13 protein-coding genes and 1 pseudogene are annotated in these 16,746 nt (G+C 73.1%); 9 read left to right on the top strand and 5 right to left on the bottom strand.

Annotated elements, in window-relative coordinates:
- The first annotated feature begins 1 nt into the window (after position 1).
- On the top strand, positions 2 to 1,084 hold the full coding sequence (gene paaE, locus LCD31_RS02405; RefSeq protein ID WP_224955757.1) for a 1,2-phenylacetyl-CoA epoxidase subunit PaaE: 1,083 nt from the start codon (positions 2 to 4) through the stop codon (positions 1,082 to 1,084).
- 115 nt (positions 1,085 to 1,199) lie between these two features.
- Here paaE and LCD31_RS02400 read toward each other — a convergent pair whose 3' ends face one another.
- The 4 genes from LCD31_RS02400 to LCD31_RS02385 all read right to left on the bottom strand — a co-directional run bounded on the left by LCD31_RS02400 (position 1,200) and on the right by LCD31_RS02385 (position 6,062).
- Positions 1,200 to 2,078 (bottom strand): enoyl-CoA hydratase-related protein, encoded by an 879-nt coding sequence (locus LCD31_RS02400; protein ID WP_224955756.1) that lies wholly within the window; start codon positions 2,076 to 2,078, stop codon positions 1,200 to 1,202.
- Between the two features lie 148 nt (positions 2,079 to 2,226).
- Complete coding sequence (locus LCD31_RS02395; protein ID WP_224955755.1) at positions 2,227 to 3,450, bottom strand: MFS transporter; 1,224 nt, start codon at positions 3,448 to 3,450, stop codon at positions 2,227 to 2,229.
- Positions 3,451 to 3,642: 192 nt separating this feature from the next.
- Complete coding sequence (locus LCD31_RS02390; RefSeq protein WP_224955754.1) at positions 3,643 to 4,956, bottom strand: RbtT/DalT/CsbX family MFS transporter; 1,314 nt, start codon at positions 4,954 to 4,956, stop codon at positions 3,643 to 3,645.
- A 14-nt stretch (positions 4,957 to 4,970) separates the two neighbouring features.
- Positions 4,971 to 6,062 (bottom strand): alcohol dehydrogenase catalytic domain-containing protein, encoded by a 1,092-nt coding sequence (locus LCD31_RS02385; protein ID WP_224955753.1) that lies wholly within the window; start codon positions 6,060 to 6,062, stop codon positions 4,971 to 4,973.
- 574 nt (positions 6,063 to 6,636) lie between these two features.
- Here LCD31_RS02385 and LCD31_RS02380 point away from each other — a divergent pair.
- Positions 6,637 to 7,560, top strand: a complete 924-nt coding sequence (locus LCD31_RS02380) for a sugar-binding transcriptional regulator (protein WP_224955752.1) — start codon at positions 6,637 to 6,639, stop codon at positions 7,558 to 7,560.
- Positions 7,561 to 7,687: 127 nt separating this feature from the next.
- On the opposite strand, the gene LCD31_RS02375 is transcribed toward LCD31_RS02380, so the two are convergent.
- Complete coding sequence (locus LCD31_RS02375; RefSeq protein WP_224955751.1) at positions 7,688 to 9,211, bottom strand: sugar porter family MFS transporter; 1,524 nt, start codon at positions 9,209 to 9,211, stop codon at positions 7,688 to 7,690.
- A gap of 253 nt (positions 9,212 to 9,464) precedes the next feature.
- Here LCD31_RS02375 and LCD31_RS02370 point away from each other — a divergent pair, with 253 nt between their 5' ends.
- The 7 genes and pseudogenes from LCD31_RS02370 to LCD31_RS02340 all read left to right on the top strand — a co-directional run.
- On the top strand, positions 9,465 to 10,643 hold the full coding sequence (locus LCD31_RS02370; RefSeq protein WP_224955750.1) for a 4-oxalomesaconate tautomerase: 1,179 nt from the start codon (positions 9,465 to 9,467) through the stop codon (positions 10,641 to 10,643).
- Entirely contained in the window at positions 10,640 to 11,665 is a 1,026-nt protein-coding gene (locus tag LCD31_RS02365; protein WP_224955749.1) for an amidohydrolase family protein, read from the top strand. The genes LCD31_RS02370 and LCD31_RS02365 overlap by 4 nt, the downstream gene beginning before the upstream one ends.
- A 14-nt stretch (positions 11,666 to 11,679) precedes the next feature.
- Positions 11,680 to 12,363 (top strand): 4-carboxy-4-hydroxy-2-oxoadipate aldolase/oxaloacetate decarboxylase, encoded by a 684-nt coding sequence (gene ligK, locus LCD31_RS02360; protein ID WP_224955748.1) that lies wholly within the window; start codon positions 11,680 to 11,682, stop codon positions 12,361 to 12,363.
- Between the two features lie 75 nt (positions 12,364 to 12,438).
- Positions 12,439 to 13,353, top strand: coding sequence for an amidohydrolase family protein (locus LCD31_RS02355; protein WP_224955747.1), 915 nt, complete (start codon positions 12,439 to 12,441; stop codon positions 13,351 to 13,353).
- A 45-nt stretch (positions 13,354 to 13,398) separates the two neighbouring features.
- Positions 13,399 to 14,784 carry an MFS transporter gene (locus tag LCD31_RS02350; protein ID WP_224955746.1) on the top strand — a complete coding sequence of 462 codons (1,386 nt, stop codon included), beginning with the start codon at positions 13,399 to 13,401 and terminating at the stop codon, positions 14,782 to 14,784.
- Between the two features lie 21 nt (positions 14,785 to 14,805).
- Positions 14,806 to 15,873 (top strand): VOC family protein, encoded by a 1,068-nt coding sequence (locus tag LCD31_RS02345; RefSeq protein ID WP_224955745.1) that lies wholly within the window; start codon positions 14,806 to 14,808, stop codon positions 15,871 to 15,873.
- A 108-nt stretch (positions 15,874 to 15,981) separates the two neighbouring features.
- A pseudogene (locus LCD31_RS02340) lies at positions 15,982 to 16,746 on the top strand (MFS transporter); the annotation flags it as partial.

Genomic DNA, 16,746 nt, shown 5'->3' with positions numbered 1-16,746 from the left:
CGTGAGCACCCCCGTTGCGTCCCGGCTGCGCGGTGAGTTCCACGTGCTGCGCGTCGCCGACGTCTCCCGGCTGTGCGACGACGCCGTGGCGGTGACCTTCGCGGTGCCCGACGAGCTCGCCGGGGCGTACGCGTTCCGCGCCGGGCAGTCGCTGACGCTGCGGCGCACCATCGACGGGCGCGAGGAACGGCGCTCCTACTCGATCTGCTCCCCGGAAGGGACCGCACCGCGGATCGGGGTGCGGGAGGTGCCGGACGGGCTGTTCTCCACCTGGCTCGTGCACGACCTGCGCCCCGGCGACGAGGTCGAGGTCGGCACGCCCACCGGGAACTTCACCCCGGAACCGGGCGTGCCCGGCAGGCACGTGCTCATCGCCGCGGGCTCCGGCATCACGCCGATGCTGTCGATCGCGGCGACGGTGCTGCGCGAACCCGACGCCTCGGTGACGCTGCTGTACGGCAACCGGCGGGCCGACACGGTGATGTTCGCCGACGACATCGCCGACCTGAAGGACCGCCACCCGGCGCGGCTGGAGCTGATCCACGTGCTGTCCCGGGAACCGCGCGAGGCCGAACTGTTCACCGGCAGGCTCGACCCGGCGAAGCTCGCCGCGCTCGGCCCGCTGCTCGGTGACCTCGACGCGGTGGACCACTGGTGGCTGTGCGGACCGTTCGAGCTGGTCACCGCCGCCCGCGACCACCTGGTCGGCGCCGGGGTCGCCGAGGACCGCATCCACCTGGAGCTGTTCTTCGTCGACGACGCCCCGCCCGCACCGGTGCGGCATCCGGACGCGGCGGTGGGCGGCGCGGCCAGCGAGGTCACCGTCGTGCTCGACGGCCGGGCCACCACGATCTCGCTGTCCCGCGATGCGTCCATCTTGGACGGTGCGCAGCGCTCCCGGCCCGACCTGCCGTTCGCCTGCAAGGGCGGGGTGTGCGGGACCTGCCGCGCGTTGGTCACCCGCGGCGAGGTCGACATGCGCCGCAACTTCGCCCTGGAACGGTCCGAAGTGGACGCGGGCTTCGTGCTCACCTGCCAGAGCCTGCCCTGCTCCGACGAGGTCACCGTGGACTACGACGCGTGACGATGGCCCCCGCTGCGCGAAGAGAGACGACGTCCTCGACCGCGCCCCGGGACGCCCCCGGCGCGCCGCCACCCACGACGAACGCGGCCTCGCCCGGTACCGCTGACGCCGGCGATCACCGCTGCTCGTCGAGCCATTCGGCGTGGAAGGCGGGCAGGTCGGAGGCCTTGCCGCGGAATTCGGGCGCGCGCTTCTCCCGGAAGGCGGCGACGCCTTCGGCGCCGTCGCCGATGTTGGTGTAGAACATCGCGAGCGAGTCGAGCCGATGCGCGTCGCGCGGGTGCGCGAGGGCGCTGCCGCGGCGCATCAGCTGGCGGGTCAGCGCGGTCGCGACGGGCGAGCGGTCCCTGGTCCAGGCGTCGGCGAGCCGCAGCGCCTCGTCGAGCAGCGCGTCGGGCTCGTGCACGGCGTTCGCGAGCCCGGCTTCCGCGGCGGCCGCCGCGTCGAGGATGTCCGCCCGGTAAGCCAGGTCCAGTGCCCGGGGCAGTCCGACGATGCGCGGCAGGAACCAGGAGGACGCGGCCTCCGGCACGATGCCGAGCCGCCCGAACACGAGGCCGAAGCGCGCCCTGCTCGACATCAGGCGCGCGTCCATCGCCAGCGTCATCGTCGCCCCGATGCCCACGGCGGCGCCGTTGATGGCGGCGATGACGGGCTTGGTGCAGTCGTGCACGGCGAGGGTGACGCGGCCGCCGGTGTCGCGGACGCGGGCCAGCTCCGGATCGGACAGGTCGGCCAGGTCGGTGAGCGTCGGCCGCTTCGACTCGTCCAGGCCGAACACGTTGCCCTCCGCGCTGAGGTCCATGCCGGCGCAGAAGGCGCGCCCGGCACCGGTGACGACCACCGCGCGCACCGCGTCGTCGGCGGCGGCCCGGACGAAGGTCTCCTCCAGCTCGTCGGCCATGGTGACGGTGAAGGCGTTGAGCTGGTCCGGGCGGTCCAGCGTGACGACGAGGACGCCGTCGGTGGTGACGTCGTGGCGGATGGTCTGCATGGTTCGGTTCCTCCTGGTCACGCCGGTGTGATCGCGTCGCCGAGCCGGTGGTGCGCTCCGCGCCGCCGCCGGTGCTCCGCTGCGGGCGGGTCCCGGGGCGGGCACCAGCCCACCACATGCCGCGTGGCGCGCGGTGCGCACCGCGTCCTCAGCCACGGGCGGGGGAGGGGGCCGACGCCGGTGCCACGTCGCGCAGCGCGCGGGTGCCGAGCACGGCCGCCAGCACCAGCACCCACACCCCGGCGACGCTGAGCCCGGCGAGGACCGGCGTCCCGTGCTCGGCCACCACCCCGGCCAGCCCGATCCCGGCGGGGGCGGCGACGGTCAGCAGCGTGGTCTTGAGGCTGAGCACCCGCCCGCGCACCGCACCGCTGGTGCGTTCGACCTGCAGCACCCCGACGACCGCGCCGACCACGGAGTTGCCCAGGCCGAGCAAGGCGGCGCCCGCGAACACCGCGGCCGGGGCGAGCAGGGACGCCATCAGCAGGAATCCGGCGGTGGTGAGGGCGAATCCGATCGACAGCCACGTCCGGGTGCCGAGCCGCCGCCCGACGGCGCCGTAGAGCGCCGCGCCGCCCAGCATCCCGGCGGCGAGCGCGGTGAGCACCAGCCCGAGCAGGTCGGGCCGGGCGATGCGGTCGAAGTACAGCGGCATCACCAGGCCCTGCAACCCGCCGAGCGCCACGGCGAGGCCGACGACGATCCCGGATGTGCCGAGCAGGAACCGGCTGCGCCCCACCACGGCGAAGCCCTCGCCGAGTTCCCGCAGCACCGAGCGGCGCGGCGCCGCGGTGGCCTCGACCGCGCCGAGCCCGCGCGGCAGCGTCCGCGTCAGCAGCGCCGCCGCGGCCGAGGTCCCCGCGGTGATCCACAGCACCGAGGTGGCGTCGAAGGTGGCGAGCAGCAGGCCGGCCGCCGCCGGGCCGACCACCAGGGCCGCGGAGGTCGTGGTCTGGCGCAGGCCGATCAACCGGGTCAGGTCGATCCCGGCGTGCCGCGCCACCGCGGGCGCGAGCACTTCGCGCGCCGTCGTGCCGGGCACGTCCCCGAACGAGCCGAGGATCCCCAGCAGGACGAACCAGGTCAGGTTCAGGCCCCACAGCAGGTCGACCAGGGGCAGCGCGGCGACCGATGCGGCGGAGACGAGGTCGGAGACCGCCGAGGCGGTGCGCCGGTCGATCCGGTCGATCACGACCCCGCCGAGCAGGCCGACCACCACGGCGGGGATCGCGGTCGCTCCGGCGAGGACCGCGGTGCCCAGCGGGCTCCCGGTGGTCTGCAGCACGATCAGCGGCAGCGCGACCGCGGCGATCCCGTTGCCGAGCAGGCTCAGCAGGTGCGAGGCGAGGTAGGTGGCGGCGGTGAGCGGCATGCGCCCAGCACACGCCCGGCCGTCGCGGCACGGTCAAGCGGATTCCTGCCCGAAATCCCGTCGCAGCACGTGATCCCGGACACCCGTCCGGCCGATGTGGACGGTGGCGAGGTGCCGCCCGCCCGGTACGGGTCCCGAACGCGAGCAGGTCCGCCCGTGCGGCACGGGCGGACCTGCGTCGAGCGGAACGGGTCAGCGGCTCGCGGCCACCGCCCGCCGGTTCTCGTCCTCCGGCACCTTCAGGTAGCCGACCATGATGAACGCGGCCACGTAGAGCAGGACGAACGCCCACACCACGCCGGCGTTGCCGAGCCCGATGGCGAGCACGACGGCCGGGACGGCCGCGCCGAGGAACGCCGCACCGCCGGCCGCGGTGGTGTACATGGCCATCGCGGCGCCCTTCTGCTCGGGAGCGAGCGCGGGCATGATCGCGCCCATCGGCACGAACCCGGCGAGCAGCGCGCCGAACACGCAGCCCGCGGCGGTCGCGGCCCAGAAGCCCCACGCCGAACCGGCGGGGACCAGGTGCGCCACGTACCACCAGGCGAGCAGGCCGAGCGCGGAGCCGAAGACGCCGAACCACTGCACGGTGCGCCGCCAGCCCCACTTGTCGCCGATGGCGCCGAACACGGCGTTGAGCAGGATGTTCGACGCGTAGACCAGCGTGGTCATGACCAGCCAGCGGGACTGGCCCCAGCCGAGCTCGTCGGCGATGACCGTCGGCAGGATGATGAACATGCCGTACTGCGGCGCGGTGTTGATCAGCCGCACCAGGAAGCCCATCAGGATCTTCGGCCGGCGCGCGGTGAGCCGCAGGCCCGCGGTCAGCACCTCGCCGGTGGACAGCTCCGCGGCGGCGACGCGGCGGTCACCGTGCGGTTCGTGCACCGCGAACTGCGCGATCAGGAAGCCGATCACCACGAGCGCGATGGAGGCGATCATCGCCCCGGTCTCGCCGCCGGTGCCGCCGCCGAAGACGGGGATCATGCCCAGCGCGTAGAGCGAACCCAGCGTGGGCAGGCCACCGGTGAACATCACGTAGAACCAGCCGACGGCCTTGCCGTTGCGCTCCACCGGCGTGACCACGTTGACCCACACCAGGAACGCGAACGCGAACAGCGGATAGCCGAACCCGCGCAGGAAGTACGTCAGGAACACCAGCGGCATGCTGCCGGTGCCGAGCGCGACCAGGAACAGCGCCTCGAACACCACCCACACGGCGGCGCCGAGCTGCATCACGCGGCGCGGCCCCCACAGGTCGGCCAGCACGCCGGACAGGTAGCTGCCCACCAGCACGGACACGCCGTACATGGAGATGATCGTGCTCACCGTGGTGGCGGGGCTGTCGAGCACGGTCTCGATGTGCGGCGAGATGAAGTTGGTCTCGGTGCCGTTGCCGGTCATGAAGACGAGCACGGCGAAGAATCCCCAGCGCAGCGAGTGCGGGATGCCGACCCGGTCGAGGAACGTCTCGCGCTGCGCGCCGGTGGTCTCGGTGGTGGTCATGTTCGTCCCGCCCTTCACGCGTTGGGCAGGATCGAGACCTTGACCGACGCACCCGAGGCGTCGGCGACCAGGTCGAGGGCCTGCTGGAACTCGCTCAAACCGAGCTGGTGGGTGCAGATCTCGTCGACCGGGATCTTGCCCTGCTCCAGCAGCTTGATCGCCGCGGGCCAGCAGTGCGGCCCGAGGTGCGCGCCGAGGACGTTGAGCTCCTTGTCGTCGGAGATGATCGACCAGTCGACCGTCACGTCCGAGCCGAACACCGAGTACTCCACGTAGGTCCCGAGCTTGCGCAGCAGGTTCAGCCCCTGCCCGACCGCCGGGGTGGCACCGGTGCCCTCCAGGTAGACGTCGGCGCCGTAGCCCTCGGTCAGTTCGGCGACCTTGGCGACCACGTCGTCCTTCAGCGGGTTGAAGGTGACGTCGGCGCCGCAGCGGCGGCCCAGTTCGAGCTTGTCGTCGTCGAGGTCCAGCGCGACCAGCGTCATCGGGTTCTTCTGCCGCGCACCGGCGATCAGGCCGAGGCCGATGGGGCCGCAGCCCGCGACGACGACCACGTCGCCGAACTTGATGTCGGCGCGCTCCACCGCGTGCAGCGCGCAGGACAGCGGTTCGGCGTAGGCGGCGTGCTCCGGCTTCAGGTCGTGCGAGACCTTGTGCGCGCGGGCCTTCTTCGGCACCAGCGTGTACTGGGCCATGGCGCCGTGGTAGTTGCGGAAGCCGAACATGTCGTGCGGCCCGCACATCCAGTACTCGCCGCGGCGGCAGTACCGGCACTCCTCGCAGGGCACGATCTGCTCGCAGGCGATCCGGTCGCCGACCTCGACCTTGTGGTGCCGCAGCGCCTCCTCGTCACCGGACACGACGGTGCCGACGAACTCGTGGCCGGGGATGATCCCCTTCTGCGCCCAGGCGGCGCGGTTCTCGTCGCCCCAGAACTTCGCGGCGCCGTGGTAGCACTTCAGGTCGCTGGCGCAGACGCCGACCGCTTCCACTTCGATCAACAACTCGCCCGCGGCCGGTGCGGGGACGTCCACCTCTTCCAGGCGGTAGTCCTCCGGGCCGTGGACGACGACAGCCGACATCCGGCTGGGAATGGGGTTCGGCACCTTTGCCTCCAGTGGTTCCACTTCTCGATCATCGATCCGCCCGCCGGAGGGGGCGGATCAGCTCCGTTGCCAGGGGCAGGCTGCTGCACGCGGGGGCGAGGTGCACTCCGCCACCGCGAGCGCCCAGCGGGCCGTGGGCCAACGGGGGAGCGGAGACCGGCGCGGCCGGGGCGGGCCGGACGGGCGGACTCGGCGCGGAGTCCGCTCCTCCGGCGCCGTCCCGAGCCGGCCGGTTCCGCAGGCTCGTCGCCGCCGCCCCGCCCGGTGGGCCGGTGCGGGGCAGCGGGATACGGGGAGGACCCGGCCGTGCCGGGCCGGCGAGGCGCCGATCAGCCGAGCGCTCGTAGGCCGGGTCGTGCTCGCGGCGAGGGGCCGGGCAGCCTCGACCGGAGGCGGTGGTTCGTCCCCACCGCCCGGCCCGGCTCCGGTGAGCCGGTCCTGTCGCGTTGCCGTGCACTGCTCTCCTCGCGCGTCGGACCCCGATGTCGACGAGGTGCTACCTTCGGACCCGCCCCGCTCATCAGTCAACACCGGCCGCTCATATGAGCGGTCGTCACGCCAGTCGGGAGTCCAGGTGGGTCCGGAGCGCCAGATGCTGGCCGCGCTCGTCGCGACGAAGCACTACTTCGAGAAGCGGACGAAGTCCCAGATCGCGGAGGACCTCGCGCTGTCGCGGTTCCAGGTGGCGCGGCTGCTCGACGCCGCGCACGCGGCGGGGATCGTGCGCATCACCGTCGAACTCCCGTCCGGTGTGGACGCCGGGCTCTCGGACCGGCTGCGCCGCCACTTCGGGTTGAAGCGGGCGCTCGCCGTGGTCACGGCCGACGACGCGGCCACCCGGCGGCGCCAGCTCGGCAAGGTCGCCGCCGAGCTGCTCGGCGACGTGGTGACCGAGGACGACTGCCTCGGCGTCGCCTGGGGCCGCACGCTCGGTTCGATCCCCGAGTCGCTGACCCAGCTGGCGACCTGCCCGGTGGTGCAGCTGACCGGGGTCGCCGGTTCGGTCTCGGAGAACACCGTCGAGCTGGTGCGGCAGGTGTCGGCGGTCAACGGCGGCCCGGCCAGCCCGATCTACGCGCCGTTCGTCGTCGCCGACACCACCACGGCCCGCGGCCTGCGCAGCCAGCCCGGGATCGCCCGGGCGCTGGAGCTGCACAGGACGGTGACGCGGGCGGTCGTCGGCGTCGGCAGCTGGGACCCGCCGGATTCGAAGATGCACGATTCGCTGCCGGTGGAGGAGCGGCGGGCGCTGCTCGCCAAGGGCGTGCAGGCCGAGGTGTGCGGGACGCTGCTCAACGTGCAGGGCGGCGTGGTCTCCGGGCTGGAGGACCGCTGCATCGCGATCCCGGCGGAGCTGCTGCGCGCGGTGCCGGAGGTGATCGCCGTCGGCGGCGGCGCCACGAAGACCAAGGCGATGCTCGCGGCGATCCGCTCCGGCCTCATCCACGGCCTCGTCACTGACGCCACCGCCGCCGAGGAGCTGCTCGCGCTCGGGTGAGCCGGCCGGGTCCGCCGCTAGCGGACGCCGCCCGCCTCGACCCGCGCGCTCGGCCACCACCTCCGGTCGGTCCTCGGGGAGCTGCTCGCCGCGGCGGGCAGCTGGTGAGACCGCCCGCCCGGCGGCGTCAGGACCTGTGCCGCACCGGTTCGGGCAGGAAGGTCCCGCGCTTCAGGCTGCGCTCGATGGTCTCCAGCGACCGGCCCTTCGTCTCGGGCACGCGGAGCAGCACGACCACCCAGGCCAGGACGTTCAGCGCGGCGTAGACCAGCATCGCCCCACCCAGGGTGAGCGCGTTGACGAGGGTGAGCGCCGTCGAGGTGACCAGCAGGTTCGCCCCCCACAGCGCGGCGGCGTGCAGGCCGGTGGCGGCGGGCCGGATCCGCAGCGGGTAGATCTCCGAGCCGATCAGCCAGCCCACCACCTGGATGCCGCCCGCCTGGAAGAACATGAACGCCAGCAGCAGCGCCAGGGCGAGCCACGGGTCCGGCCGCTGGCCGGAGACCAGGAACAGCAGCCCGAACAGCGCGATCGAGATCGCCGACCCGGGCAGCATCGCCAGCATCAGGCTGCGGCGGCCGATCCGGTCGACGACCAGCTTGCCGACCAGCGTCATCACCACGTACACGACGCCGACGCCGACGTTGGCCCACAGCGAGAACCCGGACGAGAAGCCGACCATGGTCAGGATGACCGGCGTGTAGTAGATCATCATCTCCAGCCCGGTGATCTGGGTGAAGATCGCGACCGCCAGGCCCGCGACCAGCGCCGGGCGCAGCCACTTCTCGCCCAGGGCCGACCACGGGCCGCCGCGGGCCTCGTTCTCCCGCTGGAGCACGTGCTCGATCCCGCGCACCTCGCGGTCGGCGGCCGGACCGTCGGGCCGGACCCACCGCAGCACCATCCGCGCCGCGTCGACGTGGTCGTGGTGCACCAGCCAGCGCGGGCTCTCGGGGGCCCGGAGCATGCCGAGGACCAGCAGGACCGCGGGCACCACCGCGACCATGATCTTCCAGTGCCAGCCGGCTTCGCGGAACACCACGTTGACCAGCGCGGCGGAGAGGATGCCGATGCCGATCGCGACGTTGAAGAAGGTGACGAAACCACCGCGGCGCTCCGGCGGGGACAGCTCGGCGATGTAGGTCGGGATGGTCTGGGTGCAGCCACCCACCGCCAGCCCCAGCAGCAGCCTGCTGCCGATCAGCGTCAGCGGTTCGGGGGAGAGCCCGGCCAGCACCACGCCGACCGCGAAGATCACCGCGACGGTGATGATCGTCGACCGGCGGCCGAACCGCATCGCGAACCAGCCCGCGCCGAGCGCGCCCACCACCGCGCCGACCAGGATCGAGGCGGTGATCATCTCTTCGATGGTGTGGCCGGGGATGGTGGCGCCGAACAGCCGGTAGGACTCGGTGATGCCGAAGTCCTGGGCGATCTGGATCAGGGTGCCGGAGATGACCCCGGTGTCGTACCCGTACAGCAGGCCGCCCAGCGCGGCCACGAACGCCACGTAGTACACGTTCCGGATCGGATCCCCCGCGGGCGTCCGGGTGGGCACACCACGCAGGTCCCGCTCCGCCGCCGACAGGTCCGGCTCCTCGTCGAAGCCCGCGAGCTCCGGGTCGTCGGAGCCGCCGTGTTGTTCGGACATCCGCACTCCTCGCAGGCGCTGGAGGGCCGTGGCGGATGCGATGCTATGGCGCCCCGCCCCTGGTCGCAGCGCTGGCAACGTGCTGGTGCCGGAGCGCGGGCGCGGCATCCGGTCCGCCAGGCCCCCGAGGTCCGGGACCACCCACCGAACCTGATTTTGTCCAAGGGATTGTTAACAATCGTGTTCATAGTTTAGGTTGCTCGGCATGCCCACGGAGGACGCCGCACCCGCGGCACCTCGGAGGAGGAATGCCATGCCCGCCGACGCCGGACCGGCCGCGCGCTCGCACCGCCGCGGCGCGCAGACCGCGGTCCCGTGCCTGTTCCTGCGGGGCGGCACCTCGCGGGGACCGTTCTTCGACGAGCGGGCGCTGCCCGCGGACGTTCCCACCCGCGACGCGGTGCTGCTGGCCGCGCTCGGTTCCCCGGACGAGCGGCAGATCGACGGGCTCGGGGGAGCGCACCCGCTGACCAGCAAGGTCGGGATCGTGCGCCCGAGCGAGCGCCCCGGCGTGGACGTGGAGTGGACGTTCGGCCAGGTGCAGCCCGGCGGGAGCACCGTCGACACGACCGCGAACTGCGGGAACATGCTCGCCGCGGTGCTCCCGTTCGCCGTCGAGACCGGCATGGTCGTCCCGGACGCCGACCGCACCACCGCCCGCGTGCTCACCCGCAACACCGGCATGGTCGCCGAGATCACCGTCCGCACGCCCGCCGGACCGGACGGGACCAGGCACGTCGAGTACGCGGGCGACGCGCGCATCGACGGCGTCCCCGGCACCGCCGCGCCGGTCGAGATCGGGTTCCTGGACACCGCGGGCTCGGTGGCCGGTTCGCTGCTGCCCACCGGGAACACGCGGGACACCGTCGAAGTCCCCGGGCTCGGCGCGGTGGACGTGACGCTGATCGACAACGGGCAGCCGCTGGTGGTCGTCCAAGCCGCGCGGCTCGGCTCCACCGGCTACGAGGACCCCGCCGAGATCGACGCCGACGCGGAGCTCCGGGCGAAGGTGGAGGCGCTGCGGCTGGTCTGCGGCCGCGCGATGGGGCTCGGCGACGTCGAGGCGAAGAACTACCCGAAGATGACGCTCGTCGCGCCGCCCCGGCACGGCGGCGACCTGTCCACCCGCAGCCTCATCCCGCGGGTCGCGCACCGCTCGATCGGCGTGCTGGCCGCGGTCACCGCCGCCACCGCGTGCGTGCTGGAGGGCAGCGTCGCCCGCGAGGTGGCCGCCGAGGTCCGCGGCACCGAACCCACCGTCTCGGTGGAGCACCCGTCCGGCGAGTTCAGCGTCACCCTGGGGCTCGACCCCGCCGAACCCGGCCGGGTGCTGCGCTCGGGACTGCTGCGCACCGCCCGCCTGCTGATGTCCGGCGAGGTCCTCGTACCCGCCGCCCTCTGGAATCCCGCTGCCGAGGAGCGTTCCGCGTGATCATCGACGTGCACGGCCACTACACCACCGCCCCCGAGCCGCTCGGCCGCTGGCGCGACGCGCAGGTCGCCGGGCTGGCCGACCCGGCGCTGCGGCCCGACCCGGCGGGCCCGATCATCAGCGACGACGAGATCCGCGAGTCCCTGGAAGCCCACCAGCTGCGGCAGATGGACGAGCGCGGCATCGACGTCACCGTCTTCTCCCCGCGCGCCTCGTTCATGGCGCACCACGTCGGGGACTTCGCGACCTCCGCGGCGTGGGCGCGGATCTGCAACGACCTGTGCCACCGGGTCTCGGAGCTCTACCCGGAGCGGTTCGCGCCCGGCGCGATGCTGCCGCAGTCGCCCGGGGTCGATCCGGCGACGACCCTGCCCGAGCTGGAGCGGGTGGTGCGGGAACTCGGCGCGGTCGCGGTGAACATCAACCCCGACCCCTCCGGCGGGCACTGGACCGCCCCGCCGCTGACCGACCGGCACTGGTACCCGGTGTGGGAGAAGCTCGTCGAGCTGGACGTGCCCGCGATGGTGCACGTGTCCACCAGCTGCAACGCGGCGTTCCACACCACCGGCGCGCACTACCTCAACGCCGACACCACCGCGTTCATGCAGCTGCTGCAGGGAGATCTGTTCGCCGACTTCCCCGAGCTGCGCCTGGTGATCCCGCACGGCGGCGGTGCGGTGCCCTACCACTGGGGCCGGTTCCGCGGGCTCGCCCAAGCGCTGGGCAAGCCGGAGCCGGAGGAAGCGCTGCTGGGCAACGTCTTCTTCGACACCTGCGTCTACCACCAGCCGGGCATCGACCTGCTGCTGGACGTGATCCCGCACGAGTCGGTGCTGTTCGCCTCGGAGATGGTCGGCGCGGTGCGCGGCATCGACCCCCGCACGGGGCACCACTTCGACGACACCCGCCGCTACGTCGAGCACGCCGGGCTCACCGCCGAATCCCTCGCCGCCATCGAGGCGGGCAACGCCCGCCGCGCCTACCCCCGGCTGGACGCGCGCCTGACCGCGCAGGGCCGCTGAACCGAAGGAGCACCGTGCACGAACTCGGAATCGTCCACCGAACCGTCCAGCGCGCCGACCGGGACGCCGTCGAAGCCCTCGCGGACTTCGGCGTCGCCACGGTCCACGAGGCGCTGGGCCGGGTCGGGCTGCTGCGGCCCTACGTCCGCCCCGTCTACGAAGGGGCGCGGGTCTGCGGCACCGCCGTCACCGCGCTGCTGCAGCCCGGGGACAACTGGATGCTGCACGTCGCCGCCGAGCAGGTGCAGGAGGGCGACGTGCTGGTCGCCGGCTGCACCACGGAATGCGAGGACGGCTTCTTCGGCGAACTGCTCGCCACCTCGCTGCGCGCCCGCGGCGCGAAGGGGCTGGTCATCGACGGCGGTTGCCGCGACGTCGACGAGCTGCGCGCCATGGACTTCCCGGTGTTCTCCCGCGCCATCAACGCGAAGGGCACCGTCAAGGCCACCCTCGGCTCGGTGAACGTGCCGGTCGTCGTCGCCAACGCGCTGGTCGAACCGGGCGACGTCATCGTGGCCGACACCGATGGAGTGGTCGTGGTTCCCGCCGCGAAGGCATCGGAGGTGGCGGCGGCCGCCGCGAAGCGGGAGTCCGGGGAAGCGGGCAAGCGCGCGCGGTTCCAGGAGGGCGAGCTCGGCCTGGACCTCTACGGCATGCGCCCGAAGCTCGAAGCCATGGGACTGACCTACCGGGACTGAACTCCGGGTCCCGGAGCGGGAACCGGCGATCCCGTGCAACGACGCACGCCGCCCCGGCGGCAGGAGGAGAACCCCATGAGCACCGAAGTCACCCCGGGGTGGCTGCCCTGGCACCCGGAACCGAGCACCCCGGCGTTCGTCCCGCCCGCGGGCTCGGTCGACGCGCACTGCCACGTGTTCGGGCCCGCCGCGCGCTTCCCGTTCGCCGCCGAGCGCAAGTACACCCCGGTCGACGCGGGCAAGGAGCAGCTGTTCGCGTTGCGCGACCACCTCGGCCTCTCCCGCAACGTGATCGTGCAGGCCACCTGCCACGGCACCGACAACAGCGCCCTGGTCGACGCGCTGCGGGCCTCCGGCGGCCGAGCCCGCGGGGTGTCCGCGGTGGACGGTGACGTCACCCGCGCCGAGCTGGAGCGGCTGCACGCGGCCGGGGTGCGCGGCGTGCGGTTCAACTTCGTCAAGCGGCTGGTCGACACCGCGCCGACCCGGACCCTGCGGGCCATCGCCGAGAAGATCGCGCCGCTGGGCTGGCACGTCGTGCTCTACTTCGAGGCCCGCGACCTGCCCGACATCGAGGAGTTCGCGCCGAGCCTGCCGGTGCCGATCGTGATCGACCACCTGGGCCGCCCCGACGTCGCGCAGGACCCGGACGGGCCGGAGTTCAGCCGGTTCCTGGAGTTCGCGGACCGCCACCGCGCGTGGGTCAAGGTCTCCTGCCCGGAACGCCTGTCCCGCACCGGCCCGCCCGCGCTCGACGGCGAGCGGCACGCCTACGCCGACGTGGTGCCCTTCGCGCGCCGCGCCGTCGAGGCCTTCCCGGACCGGGTGCTGTGGGGCACCGACTGGCCGCACCCGAACCTCACCGACCACATGCCCGACGACGGGCTCCTGCTCGACCACGTCCCGCGGATCGCGGTCACCCCGCAGCAGCGGCAGGCGCTGCTGGTGGACAACCCGATGCGCCTGTACTGGCCGGACGAGCAGGCCTGATCCACGGCCGGGCGACGAAGCCCGGCCCGCCCCGAGGAGACCGCAGTGCAGCACCCCGTCAACGGCGACGAACGGGCCGCGAACTCGGCGAACCGGCTCGACCGGTTGCCGATCTCCCGGTTCCACCGGACCACGATCGCCGCGCTGGCGTTCGCGTACTTCTTCGAGTTCGCCGACATCAACACCTTCGCCATCACCGCGCCGAAGGTCCGCGAGCAGTGGGGCGCCGACGTCGGCCACATCGCCTACGTGACCTCGCTGTCGTTCGTCGGCATGTTCCTCGGGTCGGTGGTGGCCGGTGGGATGGCCGACCGGCTGGGCCGGAAGCGGACGCTGACGTTGACCACGGTGTGGTTCTCGGTGTGGTCGCTGGCGACGGTGTTCGCCTGGGACATCGCCTCGATGGGCGTGTTCCGGGTGCTGACCAGCGCCGGGCTCGCCGCGATGACCGTGGTCGCGGTCGTGTACCTCAACGAGCTGTTCCCGCGGGCGAAGCGCGGCAAGTTCCAGGCCTACGTGATCATGATCGGCATCTGCGGGACCCCGGTCACCAACCTGATCGCCGCGCTGGTCGTGCCGATGGGGGAGCAGACCTGGCGGCTGGTGTACCTGTGGGGCGCGCTCGGCGTGCTGTTCCTGTTCTTCCTGCGCAAGCTCGTCGAATCCCCGCAATGGCTGGAGAGCCGCGGCCGCCGCGAGGAGGCCGAGGCGGTCCTGCGGCGGCTGGAGGACGAGGCCGTCGACGAGCACGGTGCCCTGCCTGCCGCCGCCGAACCGGTCGCGGCGGCGGCCACCGCGAAACCGGGGCTGCGCCTGCTCAAGCAGCGCAAGTTCCTGTTCCCGACCGTGCTGCTCTCGGTCCTGTGGATCACCCAGACCATCGGGTTCTTCGGCTTCTCCTCGTGGGCGCCGACGCTGCTGGCCGCCGAGGGCGTCAGCGTGGAGGACTCCATCTTCTTCGTCGCGCTCACCACCGTCGGCGCGCCGCTCGGGTCGTTCCTGGCCGCGCAGGTCACCGACCGGTTCGAGCGCAAGTGGGCGCTGGTGGTCTTCGGCCTGATCATCGCCGGTTCCGGCCTGCTGTACGGGTTGACGTTCCTGCCGGTGCTGGTCGTCGTGTTCGGGTTCCTGGTGAACCTGTTCGAGCGCGGCTACACCTCGCTGGCCTACGCCTACTCGCCGGAGCTCTACGACACCGGCGGCCGGTCGCTGGGCACCTCGATCTCCTACGGGCTGGGCCGGTTGTCCAACGCCTTCGGGCCGCTGATCATCGCCGCGCTCTACAGCGGCCACGGTTACCGGACCGTCTTCTACTTCATCGCGGGAACCTGGGTGGTGGGGGCGATCGCGCTAGCGCTGTTCGGACCCGCCACCCGCAAGATCCGGCTGCGCGCCGAGTCGGCGGCGCCGGAACCCGCCACCGGTCGCTGAACCCTTCGGAGGAGAGGTCGCATGAACCCGGTCCCGGAAGAGCCAGCCCAGGAGAACCCGCTCCCGGAGCACCCCGTCCCGAAGAACCCCGTCCCGGAGCAGCTCACCACCCTCGCGCGGATGGTCGCCGACACGCCCACGCGCCCGCCGCTCGGCGACGTCGCCCACCTCGGGCACGTCCAGCTGTTCACGCCGTGCCCCGCGGACACGGTGGCCTTCTGCACCGAATTCCTCGGGCTCACCACCACCGCGCAGGACGGGGACCACACCTACCTGCGCACCTGGGACGACTACGAGCACCACAGCCTGGTGGTGACCCGCCGCGACCGGCCGGGCGTCGGCCGCACCGCGCTGCGCTGCTCCTCCGCCGAAGCCCTGGAGCGCCGCACGGCGGCGGTGCGGGCCGCGGGCGGCAGCGGGCGGTGGGTGCGCGACGAACCCGGTATCGGTCCACTGTGGACCACGGTCGACCCGGACGGGCACGAGATCGCGCTCTACCACGAGACGTCCTGGTACGAGGCGCCCGACGAACTCGCGCCCGCGCTGAAGAACCAGCCGCAGGCCAAACCCGGCCACGGCGTCGGAGTCCGCAGGCTCGACCACGTCAACTACCTCGCCGCCGACGTCGCGCGGGCCAGCGGCTTCCTCGTCGACGTGCTCGGTGCCCGCCCCACCGAGCAGATCCGGCTGGACGACGGCGAGATCGCCGCCCGCTGGCAGACCTTCACCCAGAAGTCCTACGACCTCGTGCATACCAAGGACCGCACCGGCTCCTCGGGACGGCTGCACCACATCGCCTTCGCCACCGACACCCGCGAGGACGTGCTGCGCGCCGCCGACCTCGCCGTCGACACCGGCGTGTTCATCGAGACCGGGCCGCACAAGCACGCCATCCAGCAGACCTTCTTCCTCTACGTCTACGAACCCGGTGGCAACCGGGTCGAGCTGTGCAACCCGCTGACCCGCCTGGTGCTCGCCCCCGACTGGCCGCTGATCACCTGGACCGAGCGGGAACGGGCGCGGGGCCAGGCCTGGGGCCTGCAGACCATCGAGTCCTTCCACACCCACGGCACACCGCCGGTCGACTGACCCCGCGTCGTCCGGCGGTTCTCCGGCCGGACCGTTCGAAGCTCGGCAGTTCTCCACCTCGACAGGTCCCCACCCGGTAGTGCACAGGTCGGCAGCGAGGAGCCCGCCATGAACCGGACCACGACCACCCCCGACCCGACCGCCCGGCGGCGCGCGGTCGTCATCGCGCTGTGCTGGGCGCTGGTGCTGCTCGACGGCATCGACACCTTCGTCTACGGCTCGGTGCTGCCCGAGATGATCGGCTCCGGGCAGCTCGGGCTCACCGACGCGACCGCGGGCGAGATCGGCAGCGCCACCACCTTCGGGATGCTCGTCGGCACCGTCCTGTCCGGCACCGTCACCCGCTGGGTAGGGCGCCGCCCGGCGGTCTTCGCCTCGGTGGCGCTGTTCACCGCCGCGACCCTCGGCTCCGGGCTGGCCGGGAGCGCGGTCGCGGTCGGGTTCTGCCGGCTGCTGTGCGGTTTCGGGCTCGGTGCGCTGCTGCCGATCGCCATCGCCTACGGCATGGAGTTCTGGCCGGGGAACCGCCGGGCGCTGGCCACCGGGGTGATCATGACCGCGCACCAGGCGGGCGGGGCGCTCGCGCCGCTCATCGCGCTGGTGCTGGTCGACACCGCCGGGTGGCGCTGGGTGTTCGTCGCGGGCGCGGTGCCCGCGGTGGTGCTGTTACCGGTGGCGGTCCGGCTGCTGCCGGAGTCCCCGGCGATCCTGGCCGCCCGCGGCAGGTCGCAGGAAGCGGCCGCGGTCTCGGCCGAGCACGGCCTCGCTTCGGCCGCTCCCGTCCCGGCCGCTCCCGCCCCGGGCGCCCCCCCCCCCGGGGCGGCCCCCCCCCGGGCCCCCCCCCGGGGGCGGTTGGGCGGGGCGCGGGGGGCC

Source organism: Saccharopolyspora sp. 6M (assembly GCF_020176775.1).
Lineage (GTDB): Bacteria > Actinomycetota > Actinomycetes > Mycobacteriales > Pseudonocardiaceae > Saccharopolyspora_C > Saccharopolyspora_C gregorii.
Note: the sequence above shows the minus strand (reverse complement) of the source record. Positions and strands in the feature narration are given on the sequence as shown.

Excerpts from the sequence above, each read along its gene's own strand:
- LCD31_RS02400 (WP_224955756.1), bottom strand. The coding sequence starts at position 2,078 with ATGCAGACCATCCGCCACGACGTCACCACCGACGGCGTCCTCGTCGTC.
- LCD31_RS02395 (WP_224955755.1), bottom strand. The coding sequence starts at position 3,450 with ATGCCGCTCACCGCCGCCACCTACCTCGCCTCGCACCTGCTGAGCCTG.
- LCD31_RS02390 (WP_224955754.1), bottom strand. The coding sequence starts at position 4,956 with ATGACCACCACCGAGACCACCGGCGCGCAGCGCGAGACGTTCCTCGAC.
- LCD31_RS02375 (WP_224955751.1), bottom strand. The coding sequence starts at position 9,211 with ATGTCCGAACAACACGGCGGCTCCGACGACCCGGAGCTCGCGGGCTTC.
- LCD31_RS02370 (WP_224955750.1), top strand. The coding sequence starts at position 9,465 with ATGCCCGCCGACGCCGGACCGGCCGCGCGCTCGCACCGCCGCGGCGCG.
- LCD31_RS02355 (WP_224955747.1), top strand. The coding sequence starts at position 12,439 with ATGAGCACCGAAGTCACCCCGGGGTGGCTGCCCTGGCACCCGGAACCG.
- LCD31_RS02345 (WP_224955745.1), top strand. The coding sequence starts at position 14,806 with ATGAACCCGGTCCCGGAAGAGCCAGCCCAGGAGAACCCGCTCCCGGAG.